Here is a 24,965-nt window from a genome sequence, read left to right on the forward strand (position 1 = left end):
CCCGGCCGCCCCCGGCGCTTCTAGCATGACGCGCAGACACAGGCGGTCCGGGCGGCGCGAAGGGGGAGGGGCGGGGTGGCGATCAGGGAGTTCGGTGAGCTGGAGTCGGCCATCATGGACGCGCTGTGGCGGGCGGACCGCCCCCTGGCCGTGCGCGAGGTCCGCGAGTCCATGGACTACGACCGCGACGTCGCCTACACCACGGTCATGACCGTGACCAACATCCTCTTCCACAAGGGCCTGCTCGACCGCCGCAAGTGCGGGCGTGCCTGGCAGTACTGGCCGCGGGAGTCCCGCGAGGAGCACACCGCCCGCGTCATGCGCGAGGTCTTCAGCGGCTGCGGCGACCCCCACACCACCATGCTGCGGTTCGTCGAGAGCTGCAGCGACGAGGACATGGCCCGGCTGGGCGCCGCCCTCCGCGAGGTCCGCAGCCGGCGCGCCCGCGCGTCCTGACCCCGCCGCCGCCCCGTGGCGCGCGGGGCCGGACGTCTATGCTGCCCGGTGTGGACGAACCCCTAGTTGCGCGCATGCGCCCCTTCGGCGAGACGATCTTCGCCGAGATGAGCCGGCTGGCCGCCGAGACCGGCGCCATCAACCTCGGCCAGGGCTTCCCCGACACCGACGGCCCGCGCTCCCTGCTGGAGGCCGCGGCCCGCCACATCCGGGAGGGCGTCAACCAGTACCCGCCCGGCCCCGGCCGGCCGGAGCTGCGCGCGGCCGTGGCCGCCGACCGCCGCCGCCGCTACGGCGTCGAACTGGACCCCGACACCGAGGTCTACGTCACCGTCGGCGCCACCGCCGGGATCGCCGCCGGCGTCCTGGGCCTGGTGGAACCCGGCGACGAGGTCGTGCTGTTCGAGCCGATGTACGACTCCTACGCCGCGGTCGTGGCCCTGGCGGGGGGCGTGCGGCGGCCGGTCACCCTGCGCCCCGCCCCCGCCGACGGCGGCCGGTTCACCTTCGACCCCGCCGAGCTGCGCGCCGCCGTGGGCCCGCGCACCCGGATGGTCGTGGTCAACACCCCGCACAACCCCACCGGCACCGTGTTCACCCGCGCGGAGCTGGCGGAGATCGCCGCGGTCTGCCAAGAGCACGACCTCATCGCCCTCACCGACGAGGTCTACGAGCACCTCGTCTTCGACGGCGCCGAGCACGTGCCGCTGGCCACCCTGCCCGGCATGGCCGAGCGCACCCTGTCGGTGTCCTCGGTGGGCAAGACGTTCTCCGTCACCGCCTGGAAGACCGGCTGGGTGATGGGCCCCGAGCCGCTGGTGCGCGCGGCCCGCACCGTCAACCAGTTCCTCACCTTCACCGCCAACGGCGCCCTGCAGCTGGCGGTGGCCGAGGCGCTGGAGGGCGAGGCCGCCTGGGTGCGCGCCCAGCGCGACGCGCTCCAGCGCAAGCGCGACCGGCTGTGCGCGGGGCTGAGCTCCGCCGGGCTGGACGTGCTGCGGCCCCAGGGCACCTACTTCGTCCTCACCGACATCCGGCCGCTGGGGTTTGCCGACGGCATCGAGCTGGCCCGCTCGCTGCCGCACCGCGCCGGGGTGGCCGCCGTGCCCGCCCAGGTGCTCTACGACAACGTCGAGGAGGGCCGCCACCTGGTGCGCTTCGCGTTCTGCAAGCGCGACGAGGTGCTCGACGCCGCCGCCGAGCGGCTGGTGGCCGCCCTGGGAGCCAAGGGGGGCGGCGCGTGAGCGGCACCGCGCAGGCGGAGGACTTTGCCCCGATGCCGGCCGACCTGGTGCGCGTCGCCGAGGCGGCCAAGGGCTTCATGCCCACCGACGAGGGCCTGGCGCTGTACCGGGCGGCCCTGGAGCACGCCGCCCTGGGCCCGGTGCTGGAGATCGGCACCTACTGCGGGAAGTCCACCGTGTTCCTGGGCGCCGCGGCGCGCGCGGCCGGCGGCACGGTCGTCACCGTCGACCACCACCACGGCTCCGAGGAGCACCAGGAGGGCTGGGAGTACCACGACCCCGAGCTGGTCGACCCCCGCACCGGGCGCATCGACACCCTGCGCGAGTTCCGCCGCACCATGGCCGCGGCCGGCCTGGAGGACCACGTCGTGGCCGTCGTGGCGCGCTCGGCCGCCGCCGCCCGGCTGTGGACGGTGCCGCTGGGCATGCTCTTCATCGACGGCGGCCACACCGAGGAGGCCGCCCAGGCCGACCTGGCGGGCTGGAGCCCGCACGTGGCGCCCGGCGGGGTGCTGGCCATCCACGACGTGTTCCCCGACCCCGCCGACGGCGGCCGGCCGCCCTACAACATCTACCGCCGGGCCCTGGAGGGCGGCGCCTTCACCGAGATCGGCGCCCGCGGGTCGCTGCGGCTGCTGCGCCGCACCGGCTGAGGACCCGCGCACCCGCCCGCCGGCGGGCGCGAACCGGGCCGCCGGGTGCCGGGGTGACCGGGTGGCCGGGTCGTCCGACCGGGCCGCCGGGCCGCCCCGCGCGGGGCCGGCGGGACCGGTGCGCCGCCTGGGGCGCACGCGCCCGGATTGGCGCCCCCACCGGCCGATCCGCGTCCGCGATCCCGTATCCCCGCGCGGGCGCTTCGGGGAGAATGGCCGCCATGGGCACCATGGGTAGACGCTCCCTCCCGATGGCGCTCGCCGCGGGCGCCCTCGCCGTCGCCGTGGGCGGCTGCGTCAGCGCGCCCGAGGGCGGCGCCGGAGGCGGCTCCGCGGAGTCGGCCTCCCCCTCCGCCGAGGGCTCCCCGGGCTCCGGCGCCGAGACCCCCGGGTCCGGCACGCCCTCCGGCGGCCCCCCGGCCCCTCCCGGGTCCGGCCCCACCGCCGGCGACCCCGACACCCCCGTCCCCACGCCCGAGGCCACCCCCGAGGACCCCGAGGCGCTGGTGGCGGCCATCGAGGAGGCCGTGCTGACCCGCGGCACCGCCCGCTACAGCGCCACCGCCTCGCTGGGCGGGGTGCGCCGCGCCGCGGCCGAGGGCGGCTACGCCTTCCACTCCGCGGAGTCGATCGACTTCACCGCCCGCCTGGACATGACCAGCCGCGAGGGCGACGACTACTCCGCGCGCGCCGTGGCCGTGGGCGACGCGTTCTTCCTGCGGCCGCCCACCACCGAGGGCATGCCCGAGGGCACCACCTGGATCCGGCGCTCCCGCGCCGACTTCGAGGACCCGCCCGAGCCGCGCGCGCTCTACAGCGAGGCCATCCGCGCCATCGCCGGCATCCGCGACTGGAGCATGATCGCCGGGGCGGGCGACCTGGTGCCCGCCGGCGGGCGCACCGTCGACGGCGTCCGCACCAGCGGCTACCGGGCCACCTTCGCGGTGGTCGACGGCATGGCCCACGTCGGCGGCACCGGCGGGGCCTGGCGGGTGCTCCAGGACCTCTACGCCCAGGGCGTGCGCGAGATCAGCTTCACCGTGTGGGTCGACGACCACTACCTGCCGCGCGTGGTGCTGGCCGACATGGACACCGACGACGGCCCCGGCCACGTCGAGATGACGTTTCGCGACTGGGGAGCCGAGGTCGACCTCACCGCCCCCTCCGGAGACGCGGTGTGGGAGCGCTCGTGAGGGCGCGCGGCGCGCCGGGCCGGTCGCACAGGGCGATTTCGTGTGCGTCCCGTACCCGCGCGGGGGCGTGAGGACATAGGCTCGGGGCACAAGGACGACTGCCGGACGACCAGTGGGCAAGGGGTGCGAGAACAGGTGACCACCAACGGTGCGGCGCGACGGGTCCGCCAATTCACGCTGGACAACGGACTACGCCTGGTGACCGCGCCGGCGGCGACCCCCCAGGTGGCCGCCGTGAACCTGTGGTACGGCGTGGGCTCCCGCCACGAGCTGCCCGGCCGCACCGGGTTCGCCCACCTCTTCGAGCACCTGATGTTCCAGGGCAGCGGCAACGTCGCCAAGGGCGAGCACTTCGACGCCGTCGAGCGCCTGGGCGGCGACATCAACGCCTCCACCTCCACCGACCGCACCAACTACTACGAGACCGTGCCCGAGCACGCCCTCGACCTGGTGCTGTGGCTGGAGGCCGACCGCCTGGCCACCCTGCGCGAGGGCATGTCCCAGGAGGTCCTCGACAACCAGCGCGACGTCGTCAAGAACGAGCGCCGCCAGCGCTACGACAACCAGCCCTACGGCACCGCGCTGGAGCGCATCCTGCGGCTGGGCTACCCCGAGGGCCACCCCTACCACCACTCCACGATCGGGTCGATGGCCGACCTCGACGCCGCCGACCTCGACTACGTGCTGTCCTTCCACAAGCGCCACTACGGCCCCGACAACGCCGTGCTCACCGTGGTCAGCAACCTCGACCCCCAGGACGTCCGCGACCGCGTGGAGCGCTATTTCGGCGGCATCCCCGCGCGGCCCTCGGCGGCCGAGGCGCCCGACGCCGCCCTCACCGGCCCCATCGGCGGCCCGGTGCGCGACCGCGTCGTCGAGGCCGTGCCCGCCCCCGGCGTGTTCCTGGGCTACCGGGTGGCGCCCTACGGCGACCGCGACTTCGACGTCCTGCACCTGGCCTCGGCCGTGCTGGGCCAGGGCCAGGGCAGCCGCCTGTACCGCCGCCTGGTGCTGGAGCGCGGCCTGGCCGCCGACGACGGCGGCGCCGCGGCCGACCTCCTGCCGTTCCGCTACACCCCCAGCCTGATGCTGGTGAACATGATCGCCCGCGAGGGCGTGAGCGGCGACGACCTTGAGGCCGCCATGATCGAGGAGACCGAGAAGCTCGCCGAGGGCATCACCGACGAGGAGCTGGAGCGCGCCCGCGCCGTGCTGGAGCGCGACCACCTCCAGACCCTGTCCCACCCCAGCGGGCTGGCCGACAGCATCAGCGCCTGCACGCAGCTCTTCGGCGACCCTGAGCTGGCCTACACCTGGCCGCAGCGCTGGGCCGAGGTCACCACCGACGACATCGTGGACCAGGCCAAGCGGGTGCTGGTGCCCGAGAACATGCTGTCGGTGCGCTTCGACCCCGACGACACCGAGGCGGGCGAGCGGCCGGCGGCCTGACCCGGCCCGCCGCGCCCCGCACCCCGAGTCCGCCGCCGGGCCGTTCCCGGCGCCCTCATCCGCGAAGAGAGAGTCCGACCCGCATGCTGCAGACCCGCCCCGTGCTCGGCGACCCGAAGTCCTACGCGTTCCCCAAGCCGCGCCGCCTGCGCGTGAACAACGGCACCGTGGTGGCCATCGACGCCCCCGGCCAGCTGTTCGCCTCGGTGCGGCTGGTGCACCCGGCCGGCGGCGGGAGCGAGCCGCTGGACCGCATGGGGGTCGCCGCGCTCACCAACGAGGCGCTGGAGGACGGCGTCCAGGGCAACAGCTCGCTGGCGCCCGCGCTGGAGCGGCACGGCGCCGAGTGGGTCTCGCGGGTGACCTGGGACAGCTTCGTGACCGGCGTCGACGCGCCCACCAACCGGCTGGCCGACGCCACCGCGCTGCTCGCCGAGGCCGTGCGCACCCCGGCGCTGCGCGACGACGACGTGGTGCGCCGCCGCGACCAGATCCTGGAGCGGTTCTGGCTGGACGCCTCGGTGCCCTCCACGCTGGCCACCCGCGCCATCGGCGGGCAGCTCTTCACCGGGCGCTACGCCACACCGCTGAGCGGCGCCCCGGTCCGGCTCAAGGACATCACGCCCGACGCCGTCCGCGCGTTCCACGCCGAATCGATCGCGGGCGTGGCGGGCACGCTCGTGGTGGTGGGCGACCTGTCGGGCGTCGACCTGGAGGAGCTGGGCGCCCGCGTCTTCGGCGACGCCGCGGCCACCCCCGAGGTCCCCCGCACCGCGCCGGAGTCCGCGCCGGGGGAGCTGCCCCGCGTGCTCGTCATCGACCGCCCCGACTCCGTGCAGTCGGCGCTGATCATGGCGCACCGCGCGCCCTCGCGCGCCGAGATCGACCTGCCCCGCGCCGACGGGGTCGGCGACGTCCTCGGCGGCATGTTCACCTCGCGGCTCAACCTGGAGCTGCGCGAGCGCCTGGGCTACACCTACGGCGCCGGCTGCCGGTTCGACCTGCGCCGCGACAGCGGCGTGTTCCTGGTGAGCACCCAGGTCGAGCGCGACACCACCGCGCACTCCATCACCGCCACCCTCGGCGAGATCGACAAGCTGCGCCGCGACGGCGTCACCGAGGCGGAGCTGTCGGCGGTGCGCGAGTCCAACACCGTGGGCCTGCCGGTCACCTACTCCACCCCGCGCAGCCTGGCCGCCGCGCTCGTCGAGATCGTCGTGCACGACCTGCCCGACGACCACGTCGACCGGCTGCGCGCCGGCTTCGAGGCGATCACCGCCGAGGACCTCGCCGAGGGCGCGCGGGAGTACCTGCGCCCCGAGGAGCTGGTGACCATCGTGGCCGGCGACGCCAAGCGCCTAGAGGGCCCGCTGGGCGAGCTGGCGATCGGACCGGTCACGGTGCGCGACCCCGAGTCGCTGTGGAGCTGACCCCCGCGGACGGGCGGCGCGGTGCGCGCCGCCCCCCGGTGGACACATAACGAAACCGAACCTAATCGACTGTGATCCGGCAACCACCTGCTTCAACGCCGGTTCCGCCTGGTATAAACGATGATCCGTGCATGTGAGCGCGGCACGCGCAGCGACCGCAAGAGCCAGCAGGAGGCCGCCGTGGCCCGTGACGAGACCCGCTGACTGACCGTGTCCTCCATCGAGAAGCCCGAGACGGACCGGCCGGTGCGGCGGTCCGGGTCCGTGCTCCCGGCGGACCCCGCCGCCACGGCGGCGGGCCGCGTGCTCGCGGGCCGCTACGAACTCCGCGGCGAGATCGCGCGCGGCGGTGTCGGCACCGTCTGGCTGGCCACCGACCTCGTCCTCGACCGCCAGGTCGCGGTCAAGGAGCTGCGGCTGCCCAGCGACGTCAGTTCGGCCGAGCGCGAGTCCCTGCTTCAGCGCACCACGCGCGAGGCCCGCGTCGCGGCGCGCCTCACCCACCCCGGCGTGGTCACCGTGCTCGACGTGGTGGACGAGGACGACCGCCCCTGGATCGTCATGGAGTACGTCGAGGCGCGCACCCTCGCCGAGATCGTGCAGGTCGCCGGGCCGCTGCCCTACCAGCGCGTGGCCGAGATCGGCCTCCAGCTGATCGACGCGCTCAAGGTCGCCCACGACGAGGGCATCGTGCACCGCGACGTCAAGCCCGAGAACGTCATGATCAGCGAGAGCGGCCGCGTCGTGCTCACCGACTTCGGGCTGGCCGCCTGGACCGGGGAGTCCGCGCTGACCGCCTCGGGCCGCATCATCGGCTCGCCGTCCTACATCCCGCCCGAGCGCGCCAAGGCCGGCCCCGTCGGACCGGAGTCCGACCTGTGGTCGCTGGGCGCCACGCTCTACGCCGCCGTCGAGGGCCACCCGCCCTACGACCGCAAGGGCTACATCCGCATCCTCAAGGGCGCCGAACTGGAGGAGCCCGCCATCGCGCAGAACGCCGGGCCGCTGGCGCCGGTGCTCGCGGGGCTGCTGCACGTCCAGCCGGGCGACCGCCTCACCGCCGAGAACGCCACCAAGATGCTGCGGATCGCGGCCCTGGCGCCGTGGGCGCCCGAGACCAGCCCCGAGACCGCGGCGCGGTCGGCCGAGCAGACCTCGCCGCGCCCGGTGGTGCCGCCTCCGGCGCGCGAGGGCCGGCACGAGCGGCGCGGCGCCTCGACCGCCGGCGCGGGCGCGGGCGGCGGCCGCCACGAGCAGGGCGCCGACGACCCCGACGGCGGCGAGGACGGCGACCCCGATCCCGGCGATCCGGCGGCCGAATCCGAGAAGGGCATGGAGGCCGCCCGCGAGCACTTCCGGCAGGGCGCGCAGGTGCTGCGCCACTCCCTGCAGGAGTCGGTGAGCGAGCTGCAGGACTCCGTCTCGGACTCGGTGTCGCAGTTCCAGGAACGGCTGCAGCGCCACCGGCCGGAGTCGGTGGGGCACCTGCTGACCTCCATCCGCGACTCCACCGACACGCTGGGGCTGACCAGTTCGGGCAAGCACCGGGGCGGGAGCCCGCTGCCGGTGGTGGCCGCCGTGGCCGTGGGCGTGCTCGCGCTGCTGGCGGTGGTGCTGTGGGCGCTGCTGTTCCGGCCCTGACGGCCTCGTGCTGAACCGGGAGCGGCGCGTCGGCCCAGGTGGGCGCGGTGCCACCGCCCGACCGCGGGGCAACCGGAGTTAAACCTCCGGCGGCCGAGGTAGGTGGTGCTCCATGAGCGTCACCACCGACATCCCCGCACGACTCGACCGGCTCCCCTGGGCGCGCTGGCACTGGCTGATCCTCCTGGGCCTGGGCAGCGTGTGGATCCTCGACGGCCTTGAGGTCACCATCGTCGGGTCGATCGGTTCGCGCATCACCGAGGACGCGAGCGGCCTGGGCATCACCGAGGGGCAGGTCGGCACGGCCGCGTCGGTCTACGTGGTCGGCGCGTGCCTGGGCGCGCTGTTCTTCGGCCACCTCACCGAGCGGCTGGGGCGGCGCAAGATCTTCCTGGTCACCCTCGGGGTGTACCTGGCGGCGACCGTGCTCACCGCGTTCTCGGGCAGCGTCTGGTGGTTCTACCTCTGCCGGTTCTTCACCGGGTTCGGGATCGGCGGCGAGTACGCAGCCATCAACTCCGCCATCGACGAGATGGTCCCGGCGCGGCTGCGCGGGCGGGTGTCGCTCATGGTCAACGGCTCCTACTGGCTGGGCGCGGCGGTGGGGGCCGCCATGGCCTACCCGCTGCTCAACCCCGACCTGCTCCCGGAGTTCGTGGGCTGGCGGCTGCTGTTCGCCGTGGGCGGGGTGCTGGGCCTGGTCATCCTGGTGGTGCGCCGGATCGTCCCGGAGAGCCCGCGCTGGCTGGTCATCCACGGCCGCGAGGAGGAGGCCGAGCGGGTGGTGCGCGGCATCGAGGAGGAGGTCGAGCGCGAGACGCACCGCGACCGGCTGCCGCCGGCGGGCGAGGGCATCACCCTGGAGCAGCGCAGCCGGACCACCTTCGCCGAACTGGCCCGCACCTTCGCGCGGACCTACCCGAGGCGCACGGTGGTGGGGCTGGCGCTGTTCGCCGGGCAGGCGTTCCTCTACAACGCGGTGTTCTTCACCCAGGCGCTGGTGCTGACCGCGTTCTTCGACGTGTCCTCCGACACCGCGCCGCTGTTCATCATCCCGCTGGCGCTGGGCAACTTCCTGGGCCCGGTGCTGCTGGGGCCGCTGTTCGACTCGGTGGGGCGCAGGCCGATGATCGCGGGGACCTACGCCGGATCGGGGCTGCTGCTGGTAGGCACCGGGCTGCTGTTCCAGGCCGGCGCGCTGGACGCGGTGACCGTGACCGCCTGCTGGTGCGCGGTGTTCTTCCTCGCCTCGGCCGGGGCCAGTTCGGCCTACCTGACCGTCAGCGAGGTGTTCCCGATGGAGACGCGCCCGCAGGCCATCGCCCTGTTCTACGCGGTGGGAACGGCGCTGGGCGGCGTGCTGGGGCCGGGCCTGTTCGGCGCCCTGGTGGCCACCGGGGAGGTCGCGATGGTGGCGTCCGGCTACTACCTGGGCGCGGGGCTGATGATCGGCGCCGGGCTGGTGCAGTGGATGCTGGGCATCGAGGTCGCCCGCCGGTCGCTGGAGAACATCGCCGACCCGCTGAGCAGGAAGCAGGCGACCCCGACCTGAGCGGCGGACTCGGCTGCGAGCCGGCCGCCGGGCAGCGGCCGGCCGCGGGCTGGAACGCGGTGTGGCCCCAGGAGGGCACGCGGGTCACGGCCGCCAACGCCGCCTGGAGCGGCCGCCTGGGCCCGGGCGCGTCGGTGGACCTCGGGTTCAACGGCACGTGGTCGGGGGCCGACCCGGCGCCCGAGGCGTTCACCCTCAACGGGGCCGACTGGCCTGAACACGATCCTGAGCACGCGCCGGAGAGCACGAGGGATGCCGCCGCGCCGGTGCGCGGCGGCACCCGGAAGGCGACGGCTGCCGCTGTGGGGCCGGCGGGATTCGAACCCGCACTGAACAGGACCTAAACCTGGTGCCTCCTGCCGTTGGGCTACGGCCCCGAACGACCGGCGGCGCGGGCCGGTGCGGGCGGGCGGCGGCCGGGTCGTCCGTCCGAGGGTGGCACCGCCACCGCCGATGCGCAAGTCGGCGGCGGGCCGGCCGGGCGCGCCGCACCCGCCGCCCGCACCGGCCCGATCCGCTGGTCAGCGCCCCCGCCGGCCCGGCGCGGGCCGCCGGGAAGCCGGGTGCCGGGCGGCGCCGACCGGGCCGCCCGGCCGGCGCCGGGGAGCGCCTCAGCCCAGGCCGAGTTCGCGCTTGATCCGCGCGACGTGCCCGGTGGCCTTCACGTTGTAGAACGCCTTGGCCACGGTGCCGTCGGGGTCGATCACGAACGTGGAGCGGATGACCCCCTGCACGACGCGGCCGTAGTTCTTCTTCTCGCCGAAAGCCCCGTAGGCGCGCAGCACCTCCTTCTCGGGGTCGCTGAGCAGCGGGAAGGTCAAGCCCTCCTGCTCGCGGAACCGCGCGAGGCGCTCGGGGGCGTCGGGGGAGACGCCCAGCACGGCGACGCCGGCGCCGGAGAAGTCGCCGAGGCTGTCGCGGAAGTCGCACGCCTCGGTGGTGCAGCCCGGGGTCATCGCCGCGGGGTAGAAGTACAGCACGACGCGCCTGCCGCCGGCCAGCACGTCGGCGAGGCTGACCTTGCCGCCGTCGTCGGCGGTGAGGGTGAAGTCGGGCGCGGTGTCGCCGGGCTGCAGCCGGACGGTGGTCTCGCTCACTGGTCTCCTTGAACCGCTGGTCAATGGGGCTTCGCCGATCCAGCCTAGGCGCCGCGCGGACGCCCGGGGAGCGGCGGCCGGTGTTGCGCGGTGGTGAACACGGCGCGCGTTCGGTTGCGAACAGAACTCGGTTGCCCGGCGGGAGGGGCGTCGCGCCCGGACATCCCCTAGGGTGGTCGGCACCTGCGCGCTGGGTGCGCGTACAGCGGCCGTGGGCTGCGTAGACTCGGGCGGCGTCCCCCGGCCGCCGGACGCGCCCGGCGGGCCGCGCAGGGTGGAAGCTCATCCGCTTCGCGTCTGGAGTTCTTTCGACGATGTCTGGTTTCACGCTGGAGGAGGTCAAGGAGCGCACGCTGCGGACGCGTGACTCCTGGTGGACCGTCGCGTTCGCCGACCCCCTCGCCGTGCGCCTCGTCCGCGTGATCGCCAACCGGACGCGCATCACCCCCAACCAGCTCACCGTCAGCGCGCTGTTCCTGGGTCTTGGCGCGGCGGCGGCCTTCGCGGTGGCGTGGTGGCCGTTCCTGCTGCTGGGCGCCCTGCTGTACTACCTGTGCTTCCTGGTCGACTGCATGGACGGCAAGCTGGCCCGGCTCACCGACCGCGAGACCCTGTTCGGCTCGTGGATGGACTACCTCTTCGACCGGCTGCGGGTGCTGGTGTGCGCCATCGCCCTGATGGGCGGCCAGTACGTGCTCACCGGCCAGGTGGTGTTCGTCTGGATGGCGCTGGCCGTGGTGTTCGTGGACATGCTGCGCTACCTCAACGCGCTCCAGGTCTACAAGGTGCGCCGCGAGATGCGCTCGCGCATCGCCGGGGCCCTGGAGCGGGCCCGCGCCGAGCTGTCCATGCTGGAGCCCGAGGACACCGGCGCCCGGCGCCCGCTGAGCGACCAGGGCGAGCAGGCCGTGCTGCGGCACGGGATCTCGGTGCTGGAGCACATCCTGCGCACCCAGACCGAGAAGGAGTCGCGCTACGACCGCGACGCCGGCAAGCAGCCCGACGTGCGGCTGCCAAAGGTCGACCTGCACCAGGAGTTCCGGTCCCGGTTCCCCTGGTACCAGCGGTTCTGGGAGTTCCTGCGCGCCCACCGGGTGCGCACCCACCTGGTCAGCGGCATCGAGTTCCAGATGGCGGTGTTCGTGCTGGCGCCGCTGGCCGGTGCGGCCGCCCCGTCCGCGATTGTCGCGATCGCCGTGATCGCGGGTGTTTTGCTCCTCGCGTTCGAGGTGGCGATCGTCTATAAACTGTGGTTGTCCACGCTGGACTTCTTCCGTGTCGTGGACGGAATCGAAGGCGCCCTGGGCTTCACGCGCTCCGACGACCCCGGAGGGGGTGCCTCAGAGCGGGAGGCCACCCCCGGCTCCTCTCAGGCGACCACCCTGCGGTAGCGGAAGGAAGCGCTTTATGGAGGAACGCGACCCCGCGGCGGCACCGCGCGACCCCGCGACTGTGCAGGCCGAGATCGAACGCGTGCAGCGCCGCCTGGCCCAGACGGTCGACGAGATCGCCGACCGCACCAAGCCGGCCAACGTCGCGCGGCGCGGCTGGCAGCGGGTCCGCGGCGCGGGCTCCCACCTGGCCGAGGAGGCGCGCGCGCTGGTGGCCGGCGGCGGCGCGGTGCGGCTGGACAGCCACGTCGTCGAGCCCCCGGAGGGCAGCGTGCTCGTCCAGGGCGACGGCGAGGTGGTGTCCACCTACACCTCGCGCGCCCGGCTCTCGCCCGAGGTCCTGATCCTCGGCGCGGGCGTGGGGCTGGCCCTCACGGTCGGCCTGATCGCCATGGTGCGCAGGTCGCGGCGCGGCCGCTGATCCGCGCACACCGCGAAGGGGAGGGCGCCCGCCCTCCCCTTCGGCGTGTCCGGGGCCCCGCCCGGGCGCGCGCTACAGGAACGCCTTGCCCTCGCCCCGGTAGGTGGGCACGGCGGTGACGTCGTCGGGGTCGGGGCCCTCGACCAGGTGGAGTTCGCCGAACCGCTCGCACAGCTCGCCCGCCTTAGCGTGGCGCAGCCACACGCGGTCGCCGATCCGCAGGGAGTCGGCGGCGGCGCCCAGGAGCGGCGTCTGCACCTCGCCGGCGCCCTCGGTGGGGCTGTAGGACAGCCCCGCCGGCAGGTGCGGCCGGGGCAGGCGGGCCGGGTCGGGCGGGCCCGAGGCGAGGTAGCCCCCGCCCAGCACGGTCGCCACCCCGGGGCCGGGGCGGCGCACCACGGGCAGCGCGAACAGCGCCGCCGGGCGCCCGGTGAACCCGGTGAAGTGGTCGAACAGCGCCGGGTGGTACAGCCCGGAGCCGGCCGCGACCTCGGTCACCGCGCGCTCGCGGCGGGTGGTGTGCACGCTGCCGGTGCCGCCGCCGTTGACGAACCGGATGTCGGCGACACCGCGCACCGCCCGCACGAGCGCGGCGCGGCGCCGGGCCAGCTCCCGCCGCGAGCGGCCCTGCACCCAGCGCAGCACGGCGCCGTAGAGCGGGCGGCCGGGCGGGGCGTCGCCCACCCCGGCGATCTGCGCCTCGTAGGCCATCACGCCCTCCAGCCGCAGGCCGGGGCGGGCGGCTGCGGCGCGGGCCAGCGCGGCCGCCTGGGCGGGGGTGCGCACGGGGGAGCGCCGGGCGCCGATGTGGGTGCGCGGGCCCAGGGGCTGCCAGCTGGTGTCCATGTCCAGGCACACCTTGACGGGGTGGGCGGGGCCGGGCGCGGCGGCGGAGATCATGTCCAGGTGGTCGGTGTGGTCGATCATGAGCGTGATGCGCGCGGCGGCCTCGGGGTCGGCGGCCAGGGCGGCGATGGCGCGGGTGTCGGCGGTGGGGTAGGCCACCAGAATGTCGTCGCTGACGGGCCCGGCGGCGTCGCCGGCGGCCAGCCACAGGGCCTCGGGCAGGGTGAAGGCCATGACCCCGGCGAAGCCGGGCAGGGCCAGGGCCTCGCGGATGAGGTGGCGGCAGCGCAGGGACTTGGTGACGACGCGCACCGGTACCCCGCCGGCGCGCCGGGCGAGGTCGGCGGCGTTGGCGCGGAAGGCGGCCATGTCCACGATGGCGAAGGGGGCGCTGAGCCGGCTGGTGGCCCCGTCGTAGTACTCGCGGTCGCTCGGCATGCCCCGAGGATCGCACATCAAGGTGAAAAAGGTTCATGTCCGATTCGCCGCCGGTGGGGGCTTCGTGTCCCGGGCAGCGCCTGACGTGGGCGGACGCGGCGGCGCGCGGTCGTCCACAGGCGGGGCGAAAGGGCTCCGGCCGTCCCGGGGCGCCGCTAGGCTGAAAGGCCCGGCAACCTCGATGCCGACCGCGGACCCCTGGGAGTGCCACCCATGAGCGCCGGTGCCAACGAGCGCGAGTACGTGCTGACCCTGTCCTGCCCCGACACCCGGGGCATCGTGGCGGGCGTGGCCGACCTGCTGTACCAGCACGGCTGCAACATCACCGAGAGCCAGCAGTACGGCGACCCCTACGCCAACCGCTTCTTCCTGCGCACGCAGTTCACCGCGGCCCCCGCCGACGGCGCGGCCGAGGACCTGCTGCGCGGCGCGTTCGCCTCGCTGGCGGCCGACTTCGACATGGAGTGGGACCTCCGCCCGCGCGACGTCCGGCCGCGCGTGCTCGTCATGGTCTCCCGGTTCGGCCACTGCCTCAACGACCTGCTCTACCGCCGGCGCAGCGGCCTGCTCGACGCCGACATCGCGGCGGTGGTCTCCAACCACCCCGACCTGGAGTTCCTGGCGCGCTCCTACGACCTCGACTTCCACCACCTGCCGGTCACCCCCGACACCAAGGCCGACCAGGAGGCGCGGCTGCTGGAACTGGTCGACTCCTACGACATCGACCTGGTGGTGCTGGCGCGCTACATGCAGGTGCTGTCGGAGCGGCTGTGCGCCAAGATGGCGGGGCGGATCATCAACATCCACCACTCCTTCCTGCCCAGCTTCAAGGGCGCGCGGCCCTACCACCAGGCGCACGCGCGCGGGGTCAAGCTGATCGGCGCCACCGCGCACTACGTCACCGCCGACCTCGACGAAGGCCCCATCATCGAGCAGGAGGTCGCGCGGGTCGACCACACCCACAGCCCCGAGCAGCTCACCGCGATCGGCCGCGACCTGGAGTCCGTGGCCTTGGCGCGGGCCGTCAACTGGCACGCCCAGCGCCGCGTGCTGCTCAACGGCCGGCGCACCGTCGTCTTCCGCTGACCCCGCCCGCGCCGTGCGGCCGCACGGCGCGCGCTCACCCCTCGGGGCCGCCCCGCACGTCGGCCACCTCGATGTCGACCGCGGCCACCTCCCAGCCCAGCCCCGCGCGCCCGGCCGCGCGCACCGCCTCCCGCAGCGCCCGCGCCGTCTCGGGGATGGGCGCGCCCGCCTCCAGCACCGCCGCGACCACCACGGCCACGCCGTCGGCGTCCTGGCGCAGTTCGCGCACGCGGACGAGCCGCACCCCGGGCACCTGTTCGGCGGCGGTGCGCAGCAGGGCCGCCGCCACCCGCCGGCGCACCCGCGTGGTGCCTGCCTCCTGGCCGGGCAGCCGGTAGACGCGGCGGGAGCGCGGGTCGGCGCGCACCGTGCGCATGACGTCGTCCAGCAGGCGGGGCGGGGCGGCCACCGGCTCGCCGGCCAGCCGGTCGCGGGCGGCCAGCAGCGGCGCGAACTCCGCCGCGGCGGCGCGGCAGTGCGGGCAGGCGCGCTCGTGGCCGGTGGGCGCGCCCGCGGCCAGGTGCTCGATCAGCTCCTGGGGGTCGGTGCCGCACGGCAGCGCGCCGCCGGGTCCGGGGTCTACCGCCATGGCGCCAACTCCTCCACGAGCCGGGCGCGGGCGCGGTGGATGCGCCCGCGCACCGCGTCCGGTCCGGCTCCCACGACCTCGGCGATCTCCTCGTAGCCCATACCCTCCAGCTCCCGCAGCACCCAGCAGGCCCGCTGGCCCGGTGGGAGCGCGGCCAGCGCCCGCGCGAGCGCCCGGCGCAGGCCGCCGGCGACGGTGTGCTGCTCGGGTCCGGGCAGGCCGGCCGCGGCCTCGACGCGGTCGGCCGGGGCCTCCGGCGCGCGGGCGCGGGCGAGGTTGAGCGCGCGGCGGCCGGCGATGCGGTAGAGCCACGCCCGGAAGCTCGCGGGGTCGGCGAGGTCGGGCAGCCGGTGCCAGGCCGCGACGAGAGCGTCCTGCGCGGCGTCGGCGGCGTCGCCCTCGTGGCCGAGGACCCGCAGCGCGATCCGGTACACCGTGTCCTGGTGGCGCCGCACCAGGGCCTCGAAGGCGTCGGCGTCGCCGTCCTGGGCGCGGGCGACCAGCGCGGAGTCGGGCGCGCCCGGCGGGCGGGGCCCGGGCGGTGGCGGGGGCGACGCTCGCATCGTCGTCGGTCACCCCACTTCATCAGGTGTAATTACGGCATGACCATTGTTGATTACCCTCGGTAGCGCTACAGTGAAATCTCACTCGCACGGGGATTTCTGTGGCGCACGCCACCTGTGTGGTGGCGTGAGCGCCGGCGATTCCCCGTGTCCTTAAGTGCGTGACATCGACGGCCGGCGGCCGTCCGCCAGGGGGGCGCACCGGCCGCGAGCGCCGGTGCGGGAGCCGCCGCAGGGCCCGCGGCCCGCGCGCATGGCGGCCGGTCCGATTCGACCAGGGGGAGCGACTGTGACGAACACCAGTGCGGAGCCGACCGTGCCCGGCGCCCGCGAAAGCGGCGCCACCGGCGGCGCCCGGGGCGGCGCCGGACGCGAACTGGTCACGGCCAACGGCCGCACCACCATCGCCGACCACGTCGTCGCCAAGATCGCGGGCATGGCCGCGCGCGAGGTCGACGGCGTCCACCGCATGGGCGGCGGCTCCACCCGGGCGTTCGGCGCCGTGCGCGACCGGGTCTCGGGGGGCGGCACCACCGCCTCGGCCGCGCGCGGCGTGGCCGTCGAGGTCGGCGAACGCCAGGCCGCCGTCGACATCGACCTGGTGGTGGAGTACGGGGTCGCCATCCCCGACCTCGCCGGCGCGGTGCGCCGCAACGTCATCCAGGGGGTCGAGCGCATGACCGGCCTGGAGGTCACCGAGGTCAACATCACCGTCGACGACATCCACCTGCCCGACGACACCGACGACTCCGAGTCCGGCGACGACTCCGAGCCCCGGGTCCGCTGATCCCGGTGGCCGGTGGCGCAGACCCGGCGGGCGGCGGCGACCCCGCCACGGCCGAGGCCGAGCGGATCGCCGCGCGGGTGCGGGCGGTCCCCGGCGTCGTGGCGCTGTCGGCGGGCGCGTTCGGCACCACCGCCACGCCCGGCCCCGGAGGCCGGGTCGAGGGGGTGGCGGTGCGCGCCGAGGGGGTCGAGGTCGGCGTGGTGGTGCGCTACGGCCGCCCCATCCCCGACATCGCCGCCGATGTCCGCGCCGCGGTGCTGGCCGCCCGCGGCGGCTCCGCGGGGCCGCTCGATGTCGAGGTCCGGGTGGCCGACATCGACCTCGCCGACACGGGCACCCGCGGGTGAACCCGCCGACTACAAGGAGGAACGCACATGTGGCCGATCGTGGGACTGGCCTTCGGGTCCGTACTCGGACTCGCCGGGGCCTTCGGCGGCTTCGGCGCCTTCGTCCTCGTCCTCGTGCTGGGCGTGATCGGCTTCCTGGCCGGCCGCGCGTTCGAGGGCGAACTCGATCTGAGGCAGCTCTTCGCGGGCCGCCGCGGGTGACCCCGGGCCGGCGGGCCCCGCAGCCGCCCCGGCAGCGACCTGGAGACGTGTGAGGAGGCGACCATGACGGCGACCACCGCCGCGGACCCCGCGCCGCCGCACCGGCGGCCGGCGGCCCCCGAGGGCCCCGACGCCGCCGCGGCCGAGCGCGGCCGCACGGTCATCGGCGCCGACGTGGTGGCCGCGATCGCCGCCCACGCCGCCGTCCAGGTCGCGGGGGTCAGGCGCACCGCCGGCGGCACACCGCCGGGCGCCGGCCGCGCGGTCTCGGGCGTGCGGGCCCAGGCCCGCGTCAGCGGCAACGGCGGCACCGCCACGCTGCGGCTGCGGATCGCCGTGGGCTACCCGCGCTCGGTGCGCGAGGTGACACGGGAGGTCCGGGCGCACACCGCCCGGACGGTGCAGGACCTGACGGGGATGGCGGTGCGCCGCGTCGACATCGAGATCGCGGATCTGGTGCGCGGCGGCCGCGCCCACTGACCGGCCGCCCCCCTCGGCGGCCCGAACCACTACTGGGGAGGGACAACTGGCATGACAACCGTGGAAGACGCGCTCATGCGCCCGGATCCCGCGACGGCACGGCGGGCGCGCCGCGTGGCCGTGCACACCTTCCGCCCGCGGCGCTCCTGGCCGGCGCTGATCGTCGGCGCCCTGGTGCTGCTGGTCGCCGCCCTCGCCGCCGCCGAGGTGGTCTCGGCGCTGGTGGGCAGCCCCATGCGCACCGCCGTGACCACCACCGCCGAGGAGTACGCCGTGGGCGCCCAGTGGGGCGACCCCGCCGTGCAGGCCGCCTCGCTGCTGCTCGCGCTGATCGGGCTGGCCCTGATCGCGATCGCGCTCCTTCCCGGCCGGGGCCGGTTCGCGCCGCTGCGCACCGACGACCCCGACCTGGTGGTGGGGCTGTCGCGTCCGGCGCTGCGGCGCACCCTGGTGCTGGCCGCCCAGAGCGTGGGCGGGGTGCGGGCCGCCCGCGTCACCGTGGGGCGCCACCGGATCGGCGTCCGGGTGCACACCGACCTCATCGAGGCGCCCGAGCTGCGCGGGCAGGTCGCGGCGGCGGTGGAGCGGCGGCTCACCGAGATCGCCCCGCTGGGCGACTTCAAGGTGATCACCCACGTCCGCTGCGCGAAGGCGTGACCGGGCCGATGACCACCTCGCTGGGCCGCAGGGCGCGCAGGTCGGCGCGGGGCAACCGCTGGGGGCTGGCGACCGTGGGGCTGCTGCTGGCCGTTCTGGGCGCGGCGGCGCTGGGTGCCGGGCGCGGGCTGCTGCCCGTCCCCACGCCGCGCGCCGGCCTGGCCGAAACCCCGGGCGCGCTGGGGATCGGCGGCGCGTGGCTGCCCTACGCCGCGGCGGCCGCGGCCGTGCTGGCCGCCCTGCTGGCGCTGCGCTGGCTGGCGGTCCAGGGGCGCGGCGACACCGTCGGCCGGGTGGCGGTGGAGCCCGACCCCCGGGGCGGCACCACCGACCTGCCCGCGCGGGCGGCGCGCGGCGCGTTCGAGGACGCGGTGCGGGAGTACCCCGGCGTGCGCCGGGCGCGGGCGCGGCTGACCGAGTCCAGCGCGGCGCCGCACGTGCGGCTCGACCTCACCCTGGACGACGACGCCGACGTGGCGGCCGTGTGGCGCCGCGTGCGCGCCGAGGCGCTCGCCGACCTGCGCACCGCGCTGGACCTGGAGCGGGTGCCCGCCGTGATCCGGGTGTCGATGGCGGCGCCGCCCCGGCACCCCCGGCGCGCCCTCGTCTGAGGGCGCACACCGACCACCCTGGAAGAGCGGCGCTGGAGGACATCGGGGGGAACCTCCGGCGCCGCTCACCTCGTGCCACGCCGGCGGCCGCGCGGAAGGCCCCGCGCGGCCGCCGGCCGGCCCGGGCTCAGCCCAGCAGCAGCTCCAGCACGGCATCGGTGTCGGAGAGGTCGTCCAGCACGGTGTCGGCCCCGGCGGCGCGGAGTTCGTCGGCCGACACGATCCCGGTGGCCACGGCCACGATCCGGGCGCCGCCGTGCAGGGCGGCCATGACGTCGTTGGGGCTGTCGCCCACCAGCACGGTGGTGTCGGCGGTGAACGCGATCCCCGTGGCCTCCTGCACCCGCTCGCGCGCGACACGTACCAGTTCGGGGCGCTCCCGGTGGTCGTCGCCGTAGCCGCCGATGGGGATCTCGACGAGGTGGTCCAGGCCGAACGCGGCGAGCTTGCGCTCGGCGTTGCGGCGGGTGTTGCCGGTCAGCAGCGAGGAGATGATGTCGGGGTTGGCCGCGCAGCGCTCCAGCGCCTCGCGGGCGCCGGGCAGCACCTGCCCGCGTTCGGCGAACTCGGCGGCCCGCGCCTCGAACATGGCGTCCTGGATGCTCAGGAAGCGCGGGAAGCAGTCGTCGGTGGGCACGAGGTCGTTGGCGAGCTGGGTGTCCTGGAACCACTGCCACTCGGTGCGGCCGGGGCCGTGGGTGGGGCGGTGCCGGGCTAATCCGCTGAACTCCGCGAACGCCGCCGAGAAGATCTCGGATCCGAGGCCGTCGACGTCGATCAGGGTCTTGTCGATGTCCCACAGCACCAGCCGCTTGCCCACCCGGGTCCCCCTTGTCAGCGCGTGTTCTGCCACGTTAACCCACTGATTGGGACCGCAACCACCGGTTTCGCTGATTCGCCGTCGGATGGTCGGCCGCGGGTCGCCGCGGGTGGCCTGAGAGGTGTCGCACCGTTCGCCACCCCGATTGCGGTATGTACGGTTCGCTCTTCTGAGGCTAGGCTTACCTACGGACACCCGGCCGGCCGGCGCCCCCGCGCCCCGCGGCCCGGGCGTGTTTTCCGTGCGCCGTGAAGGGAGCCCCGTGGTGGGAGCCGGCAGCCATCCGCTCACCGGGATCGTGGAGTGGGTCAACGAGCGCGACCTGTACTACAAGACCGACCTGCTGGCCCCCGGCGCCCCCGCGCCGGCCGGCCCCGAGTGGATCCGCCTGGACCGGCTGCCCGACCGCGTCCCCGACCTCATCGACACCCTCACCGAGCACTCCTGCCAGGGCCACCGCACCGCGTCCTCGGCGTTCCTCGCCGCCGACATGGGCCGCCAGGTCATGACCCTGGCCGCCATGGCCGCCTACCTCACCGGCCGCGCGCCGCTGCTGGCCGCGCACCTGCTGTGGGTGCGCCGCACCGAGACCGGGCGGCTGGACCGCCTCACGCTGCGCCTGTCCGACGCCGCGGTCCTGCCCGGCGACCCGCTGGCCGACGCCCCCGGCGTGCGGGTCCTGGACTCCGAGGCCGACCTGGACCGCTGGTTCGTGTCCTCGGCGGCCGCCGCCCTGGAACCCGCGATCGAGGCGGTGCGCGCCACCACCCGGTTCGGCCTGCGCCCGCAGTGGAGCATGGTCGCCGACGCCCTGCACGAGGCCCTGCTGCTGGCCTCCGAGGAGGTCGGCGCCGACCAGGCGGCCGCCTGGGAGCGCGCCCGCCGCATGGTGGCCTGCCTCAACCACGACCGCGACCGCGTGGCCCCGCGCCAGCGGCCGTTCCCCCTGGCCCTGGCGGGCCGGCCGCGGCACCGGCCCGAGCGGATGTTCCTGGTGTCGGGCGGGTGCTGCTTCTACTACCGCTTCGGCGACGCCAAGTGCGCCAGCTGCCCGCTCTCCACCGACGACGAGCGCGAACGCCTGCTGCGCGGCCACTACGAGGCCCCTGCCCAGTCGGCCTGACCCCTGGGGCGGACGGGCGCATCCGCCGCCTAGGCGCCCCCGCCGTCGCCGCGGCGGGCGACCTCGCGCTCGTAGACGGCGAGGGTGTCCACGAACATCCGCCGCTGAGCCGGGCTCAGCGGCTCCAGCGCCACCCGCCACGCCTCGGCGCCCTGGGCCAGCCACGCCCGGATGGCCGGGCGGTGCTGCTCGGCGATGCTCACGATCATCCGCCGCCGGTCGGCCTGGTCCTCGCGCCGGTCCAGCACGCCCTGCCGACTGAGGTCGCCCACCATCAGGCTCGCGGTGGCCGGCGCGACCTCAAGCCGCCCGGCCAGCTCGGTCACGCTCATCGGCCCGTCGAACAGCAGGTAGGCCAGCAGCGACAGGTGCCGGGGCGCCAGCGAGAACGAGCGCAGCTCCTCGGGCACCGGCAGCCGCTTGGCCCGCCCCACCAGCCGCGGCATCAGCAGCAGCAGCGCCCGGATGCCGTCCTCGACACTGGGCCCGCCGCCGTCCGCCTCACCCGTTGGCACGGTGGGACCTCCGCTCACGCCGGTTCTCGGGGCACGCCGCCGGGCAACGCCGCATCAGCACTCGATGACATTGACCGCCAGGCCCCCCCGGGACGTCTCCTTGTACTTGTCCATCATGTCGCGGCCGGTGTCGCGCATGGTCTTGATGACCTTGTCGAGGCTGACGAAGTGGCTGCCGTCGCCGCGCAGGGCCATGCGGGTGGCGCTGACCGCCTTCACCGCCGCCAGGGCGTTGCGCTCGATGCACGGCACCTGGACCAGGCCGCCGATCGGGTCGCAGGTGAGGCCGAGGTTGTGCTCCATCGCGATCTCGGCGGCGTTCTCGACCTGGGCGGGGGTGGCGCCCCACGCCTCCGCGAGGCCGGCGGCGGCCATGGACGACGCCGAGCCGACCTCGCCCTGGCAGCCGACCTCCGCGCCCGAGATCGACGCGTTCTGCTTGTACAGGATCCCGATCGCGGCCGCGGTGAGCAGGAAGCGGACCGCGCCGTCGTCGCTCGCGCCCTGGGTGAAGTGGCTGTAGTAGTGCAGGACCGCCGGCACGATCCCGGCGGCGCCGTTGGTCGGCGCGGTCACCACCCGGCCGCCGGCCGCGTTCTCCTCGTTGACCGCCAGCGCGTACAGCGAGATCCAGTCGGTGCCGCGCATGGGGTCGGCGGGGTCGCTGTGGGTGGGGCGGGCCAGGCCCGCATCGTCGCAGGAGCCGCCCAGCTGGCGGTAGAGCCGGGGCGCGCGGCGGGGCACCTTCAGGCCGCCGGGCAGGGTGCCCTCGGTCGTCACGCCCCGGCGCACGCACTCGCGCATGGCCCGCCAGATCTCCAGCAGCCCGGCCCGCACCTCGGCGGCCGAGCGGCCGAACGCCTGCTCGTTGGCGAGCATGATCGCGCTGATGGACAGGCCCGTCTCGCGGCAGCGCTCCAGCAGCTCGGCGGCCGAGGCGAACGGGTAGGGCAGCCGGGTGTCGTCGGGGGTGATGCGGTCGGCGCCCACGGCGGCCTCGTCCACCACGAACCCCCCGCCCACCGAGAAGTAGGTGCGCGAGCGCAGCTCGGCGCCGTCGGCGTCCAGGGCGAGGAACCGCATGCCGTTGGGGTGGCCGGGCAGGCTCTCGCGGCGGCGGAAGTCGATGCCGGCGGCGGGGTCGAACGGGATCTCGCGGACACCGCCCAGGGCCAGCCGGCCCCGCTCGGCCACCGACTCCACCAGGGCGGGGACCGCGTCGACGTCGACGTCCTCGGGGGTCTCGCCCATCAGGCCCAGCAGCACCGCGCGGTCGCTGCCGTGGCCCTTGCCGGTCAGCGCCAACGAGCCGTACAGCTCGGCGCGCACGGAGGCCGTGCGCTCCAGCAGGCCGGAGTCGGCCAGCCCGGTGACGAACGTGCGGGCGGCGCGCATCGGGCCCACGGTGTGCGAGCTGGAGGGGCCGATGCCGATGGTGAACAGGTCGAAAGCGCTGATGGCCATGGTTGCCCTCCTGCGGATGGGTGCGGGACGGGTGCGGCGCGGCCGGCGGGCCCGGGGAGCGGGCCGCCGGCCGCGCCGAGGAGGGCGGTGGAGCCCTCTACAGGTCCGCGTAGAGCGGGTGCCTGCGCACGAGCGCGGCCACCCGGCCGCGCAGGGACTCGGCGTCGTAGTCGGGCTTGAGCGCCTCGGCCACGACGTCGGCGACCTCGGTGAAGTCCTCCTCGGTGAACCCGCGGGTGGCCAGCGCCGGGGTGCCGATGCGCAGGCCGGAGGTCACCATGGGCGGCCGGGGGTCGTTGGGCACCGCGTTGCGGTTGACCGTGATCCCGATCCCGTGCAGCCGGTCCTCGGCCTCGCGGCCGTTGAGCTGGGAGTCCACCAGGTCCACCAGCACCAGGTGGACGTCGGTGCCGCCGCTGAGCACCTTGACCCCCGCCTCGACGGCGTCGGGCGCCAGAAGCCGCTCGGCCAGGATCCGGGCGCCCGCCAGCGTGCGGCGCTGCCGGTCGGCGAACTCCTCGCCCGCCGCGATCTTCAGGCACACGGCCTTGCCCGCGATGACGTGCTCCAGCGGCCCGCCCTGCATGCCCGGGAACACCGCGGAGTTGATCTTCTTGCCGAACTCCTCCTTGCTCAGGATGAGCCCGCCGCGCGGACCGCCCAGGGTCTTGTGGGTGGTGGTGGTGACGATGTCGGCGTGCGGCACCGGGTTGGGGTGCAGGCCGGCGGCCACCAGGCCGGCGAAGTGCGCCATGTCGACCAGCAGCAGCGCGTCGACGCTGTCAGCGATCTGGCGGAACCGGGCGAAGTCCAGCTGCCGGGGGTAGGCCGACCAGCCGGCGACGATCATCCGCGGCCGGTGCTCCTTGGCCAGCGCCTCGACCTCGTCGTAGTCGACGGTGCCGTCGTCGGGCCGCACGTGGTAGGCGACCGCGTTGAGGATCTTGCCGGAGTAGTTGAGCCGCATGCCGTGGGTGAGGTGTCCGCCGTGGGCGAGGTCCAGCCCCAGGATGGTGTCGCCCGGCTGGAGCAGCGAGAAGTACACGGCGGTGTTGGCCTGGGCGCCCGAGTGCGGCTGCACGTTGGCGTGCTCGGCGCCGAACAGCGCCTTGGCGCGGTCGATGGCCAGCTGCTCCACGACGTCGACGTGCTCGCAGCCGCCGTAGTAGCGCTTGCCGGGGTAGCCCTCGGCGTACTTGTTGGTCAGGACGGTGCCCTGGGCCTCCAGAACCGCCCGGGGGGCGAAGTTCTCCGAGGCGATCATCTCCAGGGTGTCGCGCTGGCGGCCGAGTTCGGCGGCGACGGCGGCGGCGACCTCGGGGTCGACCTGGCCGAGGGACTGGTCGAACGGGTTGGGCTGGGCGGCCATGGATTTACCCCTCTCCTTCGGTCAACTGCGTGTACTGCTCCGGCGAGAGCAGGTCGGCCGGCTCCTCGGAGACCTCGACCTTGAACAGCCAGCCCTGCCCGTAGGGGTCGGTGCCGATCACCTCGGGATCGGCGACCGCCGCCTCGTTGACCGCCACGACCTCGCCGTTGACAGGGGAGTACAGGTCGCTCACGGACTTGGTGGACTCCACCTCGCCGCAGGTGTCACCGGAGGAGACCGTGCCGCCGACCTCGGGCAGTTCGACGAACACGATGTCGCCGAGCGCTTCGGCGGCATAGGCGGTGATCCCGACCGTGGCCACGCCGTCGGCGACGGCCACCCACTCGTGCTCACTCGTGTAGTGCAACTCCGCGGGAACGCTCAATTCAACTCTCCAGGAGGTCGTGGTGGTCCGGGGCGGGCCGGCTGCCGCGGTGCCTCGGCGTGCGGCGCGGGCGGATCCGGTGCGGACCGGGGCCGGTTCCGCTGGGACGTAATAGATTCTGCCGGGTCGGCCGGGCGGTCCGCACGCGCCCCGCCCG

General features: G+C 75.2%; 28 protein-coding genes and 1 tRNA gene. 19 read left to right on the forward strand and 10 right to left on the reverse strand.

Going from position 1 to position 24,965, the window contains the following annotated elements:
* Positions 1-81 precede the first annotated feature (81 nt).
* The 9 genes from HNR12_RS21150 (at position 82) to HNR12_RS29805 (ending at position 9,962) form a co-directional block, all read left to right on the forward strand.
* A complete protein-coding gene (locus HNR12_RS21150; protein ID WP_179770786.1) occupies positions 82-456 on the forward strand; it encodes a BlaI/MecI/CopY family transcriptional regulator in 375 nt (124 codons plus the stop codon).
* Between the two features lie 50 nt (positions 457-506).
* A complete protein-coding gene (locus tag HNR12_RS21155; protein WP_308118422.1) occupies positions 507-1,700 on the forward strand; it encodes a pyridoxal phosphate-dependent aminotransferase in 1,194 nt (397 codons plus the stop codon).
* Positions 1,701-1,732: 32 nt separating this feature from the next.
* The gene (locus HNR12_RS21160) at positions 1,733-2,353 is read left to right on the forward strand and encodes a class I SAM-dependent methyltransferase (protein WP_179770787.1); all 621 of its coding nucleotides are present in this window, start codon (positions 1,733-1,735) and stop codon (positions 2,351-2,353) included.
* Between the two features lie 230 nt (positions 2,354-2,583).
* Positions 2,584-3,546: a hypothetical protein gene (locus HNR12_RS21165; protein WP_179769217.1), complete on the forward strand. Its 963-nt coding sequence runs from the start codon at positions 2,584-2,586 to the stop codon at positions 3,544-3,546.
* A gap of 135 nt (positions 3,547-3,681) precedes the next feature.
* A complete protein-coding gene (locus tag HNR12_RS21170; RefSeq protein WP_179769218.1) occupies positions 3,682-4,995 on the forward strand; it encodes an insulinase family protein in 1,314 nt (437 codons plus the stop codon).
* 83 nt (positions 4,996-5,078) lie between these two features.
* Positions 5,079-6,425, forward strand: a complete 1,347-nt coding sequence (locus tag HNR12_RS21175; RefSeq protein ID WP_179769219.1) for a M16 family metallopeptidase — start codon at positions 5,079-5,081, stop codon at positions 6,423-6,425.
* Positions 6,426-6,689: 264 nt separating this feature from the next.
* Positions 6,690-8,066 carry a serine/threonine-protein kinase gene (locus HNR12_RS21180; RefSeq protein WP_179770788.1) on the forward strand — a complete coding sequence of 459 codons (1,377 nt, stop codon included), beginning with the start codon at positions 6,690-6,692 and terminating at the stop codon, positions 8,064-8,066.
* 112 nt (positions 8,067-8,178) lie between these two features.
* Entirely contained in the window at positions 8,179-9,618 is a 1,440-nt protein-coding gene (locus HNR12_RS21185; RefSeq protein ID WP_179769220.1) for an MFS transporter, read from the forward strand.
* Complete coding sequence (locus tag HNR12_RS29805) at positions 9,534-9,962, forward strand: cellulose binding domain-containing protein (protein ID WP_179770789.1); 429 nt, start codon at positions 9,534-9,536, stop codon at positions 9,960-9,962. The genes HNR12_RS21185 and HNR12_RS29805 overlap by 85 nt, the downstream gene beginning before the upstream one ends.
* Here HNR12_RS29805 and HNR12_RS21195 read toward each other — a convergent pair.
* Both HNR12_RS21195 and bcp read right to left on the reverse strand, forming a co-directional pair.
* Positions 9,922-9,995, reverse strand: a tRNA-Leu gene (locus HNR12_RS21195). The genes HNR12_RS29805 and HNR12_RS21195 overlap by 41 nt on opposite strands.
* A 234-nt stretch (positions 9,996-10,229) precedes the next feature.
* The gene (gene bcp / locus HNR12_RS21200) at positions 10,230-10,715 is read right to left on the reverse strand and encodes a thioredoxin-dependent thiol peroxidase (RefSeq protein ID WP_179769221.1); all 486 of its coding nucleotides are present in this window, start codon (positions 10,713-10,715) and stop codon (positions 10,230-10,232) included.
* Positions 10,716-11,029: 314 nt separating this feature from the next.
* Between bcp and HNR12_RS21205 the strand changes: the two genes are divergently transcribed.
* The gene (locus tag HNR12_RS21205) at positions 11,030-12,106 is read left to right on the forward strand and encodes a CDP-alcohol phosphatidyltransferase family protein (protein ID WP_179769222.1); all 1,077 of its coding nucleotides are present in this window, start codon (positions 11,030-11,032) and stop codon (positions 12,104-12,106) included.
* A 16-nt stretch (positions 12,107-12,122) separates the two neighbouring features.
* Complete coding sequence (locus tag HNR12_RS21210) at positions 12,123-12,527, forward strand: DUF3618 domain-containing protein (RefSeq protein WP_179769223.1); 405 nt, start codon at positions 12,123-12,125, stop codon at positions 12,525-12,527.
* A gap of 72 nt (positions 12,528-12,599) precedes the next feature.
* Here HNR12_RS21210 and HNR12_RS21215 read toward each other — a convergent pair whose 3' ends face one another.
* Positions 12,600-13,811, reverse strand: coding sequence for an alanine racemase (locus HNR12_RS21215; protein WP_179769224.1), 1,212 nt, complete (start codon positions 13,809-13,811; stop codon positions 12,600-12,602).
* A gap of 213 nt (positions 13,812-14,024) precedes the next feature.
* Here HNR12_RS21215 and purU point away from each other — a divergent pair, with 213 nt between their 5' ends.
* Positions 14,025-14,897 (forward strand): formyltetrahydrofolate deformylase, encoded by an 873-nt coding sequence (gene purU / locus HNR12_RS21220; protein WP_179769225.1) that lies wholly within the window; start codon positions 14,025-14,027, stop codon positions 14,895-14,897.
* A 34-nt stretch (positions 14,898-14,931) separates the two neighbouring features.
* Here the strand turns inward: purU and HNR12_RS21225 are convergent, their stop codons facing one another.
* Both HNR12_RS21225 and HNR12_RS21230 read right to left on the reverse strand, forming a co-directional pair.
* Entirely contained in the window at positions 14,932-15,486 is a 555-nt protein-coding gene (locus HNR12_RS21225; RefSeq protein ID WP_179769226.1) for an Asp23/Gls24 family envelope stress response protein, read from the reverse strand.
* Positions 15,477-16,049, reverse strand: coding sequence for an RNA polymerase sigma factor (locus HNR12_RS21230; RefSeq protein WP_179769227.1), 573 nt, complete (start codon positions 16,047-16,049; stop codon positions 15,477-15,479). Before HNR12_RS21230 ends, HNR12_RS21225 begins: the two co-directional genes overlap by 10 nt.
* A 289-nt stretch (positions 16,050-16,338) precedes the next feature.
* On the opposite strand from HNR12_RS21230, the gene HNR12_RS21235 reads away from it, so the two are divergent.
* From HNR12_RS21235 to HNR12_RS21260, 6 genes are all read left to right on the forward strand, one after another.
* On the forward strand, positions 16,339-16,836 hold the full coding sequence (locus tag HNR12_RS21235; protein WP_338119809.1) for an Asp23/Gls24 family envelope stress response protein: 498 nt from the start codon (positions 16,339-16,341) through the stop codon (positions 16,834-16,836).
* Positions 16,837-16,841: 5 nt separating this feature from the next.
* Positions 16,842-17,183 carry a hypothetical protein gene (locus tag HNR12_RS21240; RefSeq protein ID WP_308118420.1) on the forward strand — a complete coding sequence of 114 codons (342 nt, stop codon included), beginning with the start codon at positions 16,842-16,844 and terminating at the stop codon, positions 17,181-17,183.
* Positions 17,184-17,210: 27 nt separating this feature from the next.
* Positions 17,211-17,384 (forward strand): hypothetical protein, encoded by a 174-nt coding sequence (locus tag HNR12_RS21245; RefSeq protein ID WP_179769229.1) that lies wholly within the window; start codon positions 17,211-17,213, stop codon positions 17,382-17,384.
* A 63-nt stretch (positions 17,385-17,447) separates the two neighbouring features.
* Entirely contained in the window at positions 17,448-17,864 is a 417-nt protein-coding gene (locus tag HNR12_RS21250) for an Asp23/Gls24 family envelope stress response protein (protein WP_179769230.1), read from the forward strand.
* A 51-nt stretch (positions 17,865-17,915) separates the two neighbouring features.
* Positions 17,916-18,521, forward strand: coding sequence for a DUF6286 domain-containing protein (locus HNR12_RS21255; RefSeq protein ID WP_179769231.1), 606 nt, complete (start codon positions 17,916-17,918; stop codon positions 18,519-18,521).
* 8 nt (positions 18,522-18,529) lie between these two features.
* Complete coding sequence (locus tag HNR12_RS21260; protein ID WP_179769232.1) at positions 18,530-19,132, forward strand: alkaline shock response membrane anchor protein AmaP; 603 nt, start codon at positions 18,530-18,532, stop codon at positions 19,130-19,132.
* 127 nt (positions 19,133-19,259) lie between these two features.
* Here HNR12_RS21260 and HNR12_RS21265 read toward each other — a convergent pair whose 3' ends face one another.
* A complete protein-coding gene (locus HNR12_RS21265) occupies positions 19,260-19,985 on the reverse strand; it encodes an HAD family hydrolase (protein WP_179769233.1) in 726 nt (241 codons plus the stop codon).
* 232 nt (positions 19,986-20,217) lie between these two features.
* Here HNR12_RS21265 and HNR12_RS21270 point away from each other — a divergent pair, with 232 nt between their 5' ends.
* Entirely contained in the window at positions 20,218-21,075 is an 858-nt protein-coding gene (locus HNR12_RS21270) for a hypothetical protein (RefSeq protein ID WP_308251218.1), read from the forward strand.
* A gap of 29 nt (positions 21,076-21,104) precedes the next feature.
* On the opposite strand, the gene HNR12_RS21275 is transcribed toward HNR12_RS21270, so the two are convergent.
* From HNR12_RS21275 to gcvH, 4 genes are all read right to left on the reverse strand, one after another.
* Positions 21,105-21,590, reverse strand: a complete 486-nt coding sequence (locus tag HNR12_RS21275) for a MarR family winged helix-turn-helix transcriptional regulator (RefSeq protein ID WP_308118417.1) — start codon at positions 21,588-21,590, stop codon at positions 21,105-21,107.
* Positions 21,591-21,644: 54 nt separating this feature from the next.
* Positions 21,645-23,054 (reverse strand): L-serine ammonia-lyase, encoded by a 1,410-nt coding sequence (locus tag HNR12_RS21280; RefSeq protein WP_179769234.1) that lies wholly within the window; start codon positions 23,052-23,054, stop codon positions 21,645-21,647.
* 97 nt (positions 23,055-23,151) lie between these two features.
* Positions 23,152-24,423, reverse strand: coding sequence for a serine hydroxymethyltransferase (locus HNR12_RS21285; RefSeq protein ID WP_179769235.1), 1,272 nt, complete (start codon positions 24,421-24,423; stop codon positions 23,152-23,154).
* 4 nt (positions 24,424-24,427) lie between these two features.
* Entirely contained in the window at positions 24,428-24,808 is a 381-nt protein-coding gene (gene gcvH, locus HNR12_RS21290) for a glycine cleavage system protein GcvH (protein WP_179769236.1), read from the reverse strand.
* Positions 24,809-24,965: the final 157 nt, after the last annotated feature.

The organism is Streptomonospora nanhaiensis (assembly GCF_013410565.1).
GTDB classification, from domain to species: Bacteria; Actinomycetota; Actinomycetes; order Streptosporangiales; family Streptosporangiaceae; genus Streptomonospora; species Streptomonospora nanhaiensis.

Coding starts and splice junctions, on each gene's coding strand:
- HNR12_RS21160 (WP_179770787.1), top strand. CDS start 1,733: ATGCCGGCCGACCTGGTGCGCGTCGCCGAGGCGGCCAAGGGCTTCATG.
- HNR12_RS21165 (WP_179769217.1), top strand. CDS start 2,584: ATGGGTAGACGCTCCCTCCCGATGGCGCTCGCCGCGGGCGCCCTCGCC.
- HNR12_RS21175 (WP_179769219.1), top strand. CDS start 5,079: ATGCTGCAGACCCGCCCCGTGCTCGGCGACCCGAAGTCCTACGCGTTC.
- HNR12_RS21185 (WP_179769220.1), top strand. CDS start 8,179: ATGAGCGTCACCACCGACATCCCCGCACGACTCGACCGGCTCCCCTGG.
- HNR12_RS21205 (WP_179769222.1), top strand. CDS start 11,030: ATGTCTGGTTTCACGCTGGAGGAGGTCAAGGAGCGCACGCTGCGGACG.
- HNR12_RS21210 (WP_179769223.1), top strand. CDS start 12,123: ATGGAGGAACGCGACCCCGCGGCGGCACCGCGCGACCCCGCGACTGTG.
- HNR12_RS21215 (WP_179769224.1), bottom strand. CDS start 13,811: ATGCCGAGCGACCGCGAGTACTACGACGGGGCCACCAGCCGGCTCAGC.
- purU (WP_179769225.1), top strand. CDS start 14,025: ATGAGCGCCGGTGCCAACGAGCGCGAGTACGTGCTGACCCTGTCCTGC.
- HNR12_RS21225 (WP_179769226.1), bottom strand. CDS start 15,486: ATGGCGGTAGACCCCGGACCCGGCGGCGCGCTGCCGTGCGGCACCGAC.
- HNR12_RS21230 (WP_179769227.1), bottom strand. CDS start 16,049: ATGCGAGCGTCGCCCCCGCCACCGCCCGGGCCCCGCCCGCCGGGCGCG.
- HNR12_RS21245 (WP_179769229.1), top strand. CDS start 17,211: ATGTGGCCGATCGTGGGACTGGCCTTCGGGTCCGTACTCGGACTCGCC.
- HNR12_RS21250 (WP_179769230.1), top strand. CDS start 17,448: ATGACGGCGACCACCGCCGCGGACCCCGCGCCGCCGCACCGGCGGCCG.
- HNR12_RS21255 (WP_179769231.1), top strand. CDS start 17,916: ATGACAACCGTGGAAGACGCGCTCATGCGCCCGGATCCCGCGACGGCA.
- HNR12_RS21260 (WP_179769232.1), top strand. CDS start 18,530: ATGACCACCTCGCTGGGCCGCAGGGCGCGCAGGTCGGCGCGGGGCAAC.
- HNR12_RS21280 (WP_179769234.1), bottom strand. CDS start 23,054: ATGGCCATCAGCGCTTTCGACCTGTTCACCATCGGCATCGGCCCCTCC.
- HNR12_RS21285 (WP_179769235.1), bottom strand. CDS start 24,423: ATGGCCGCCCAGCCCAACCCGTTCGACCAGTCCCTCGGCCAGGTCGAC.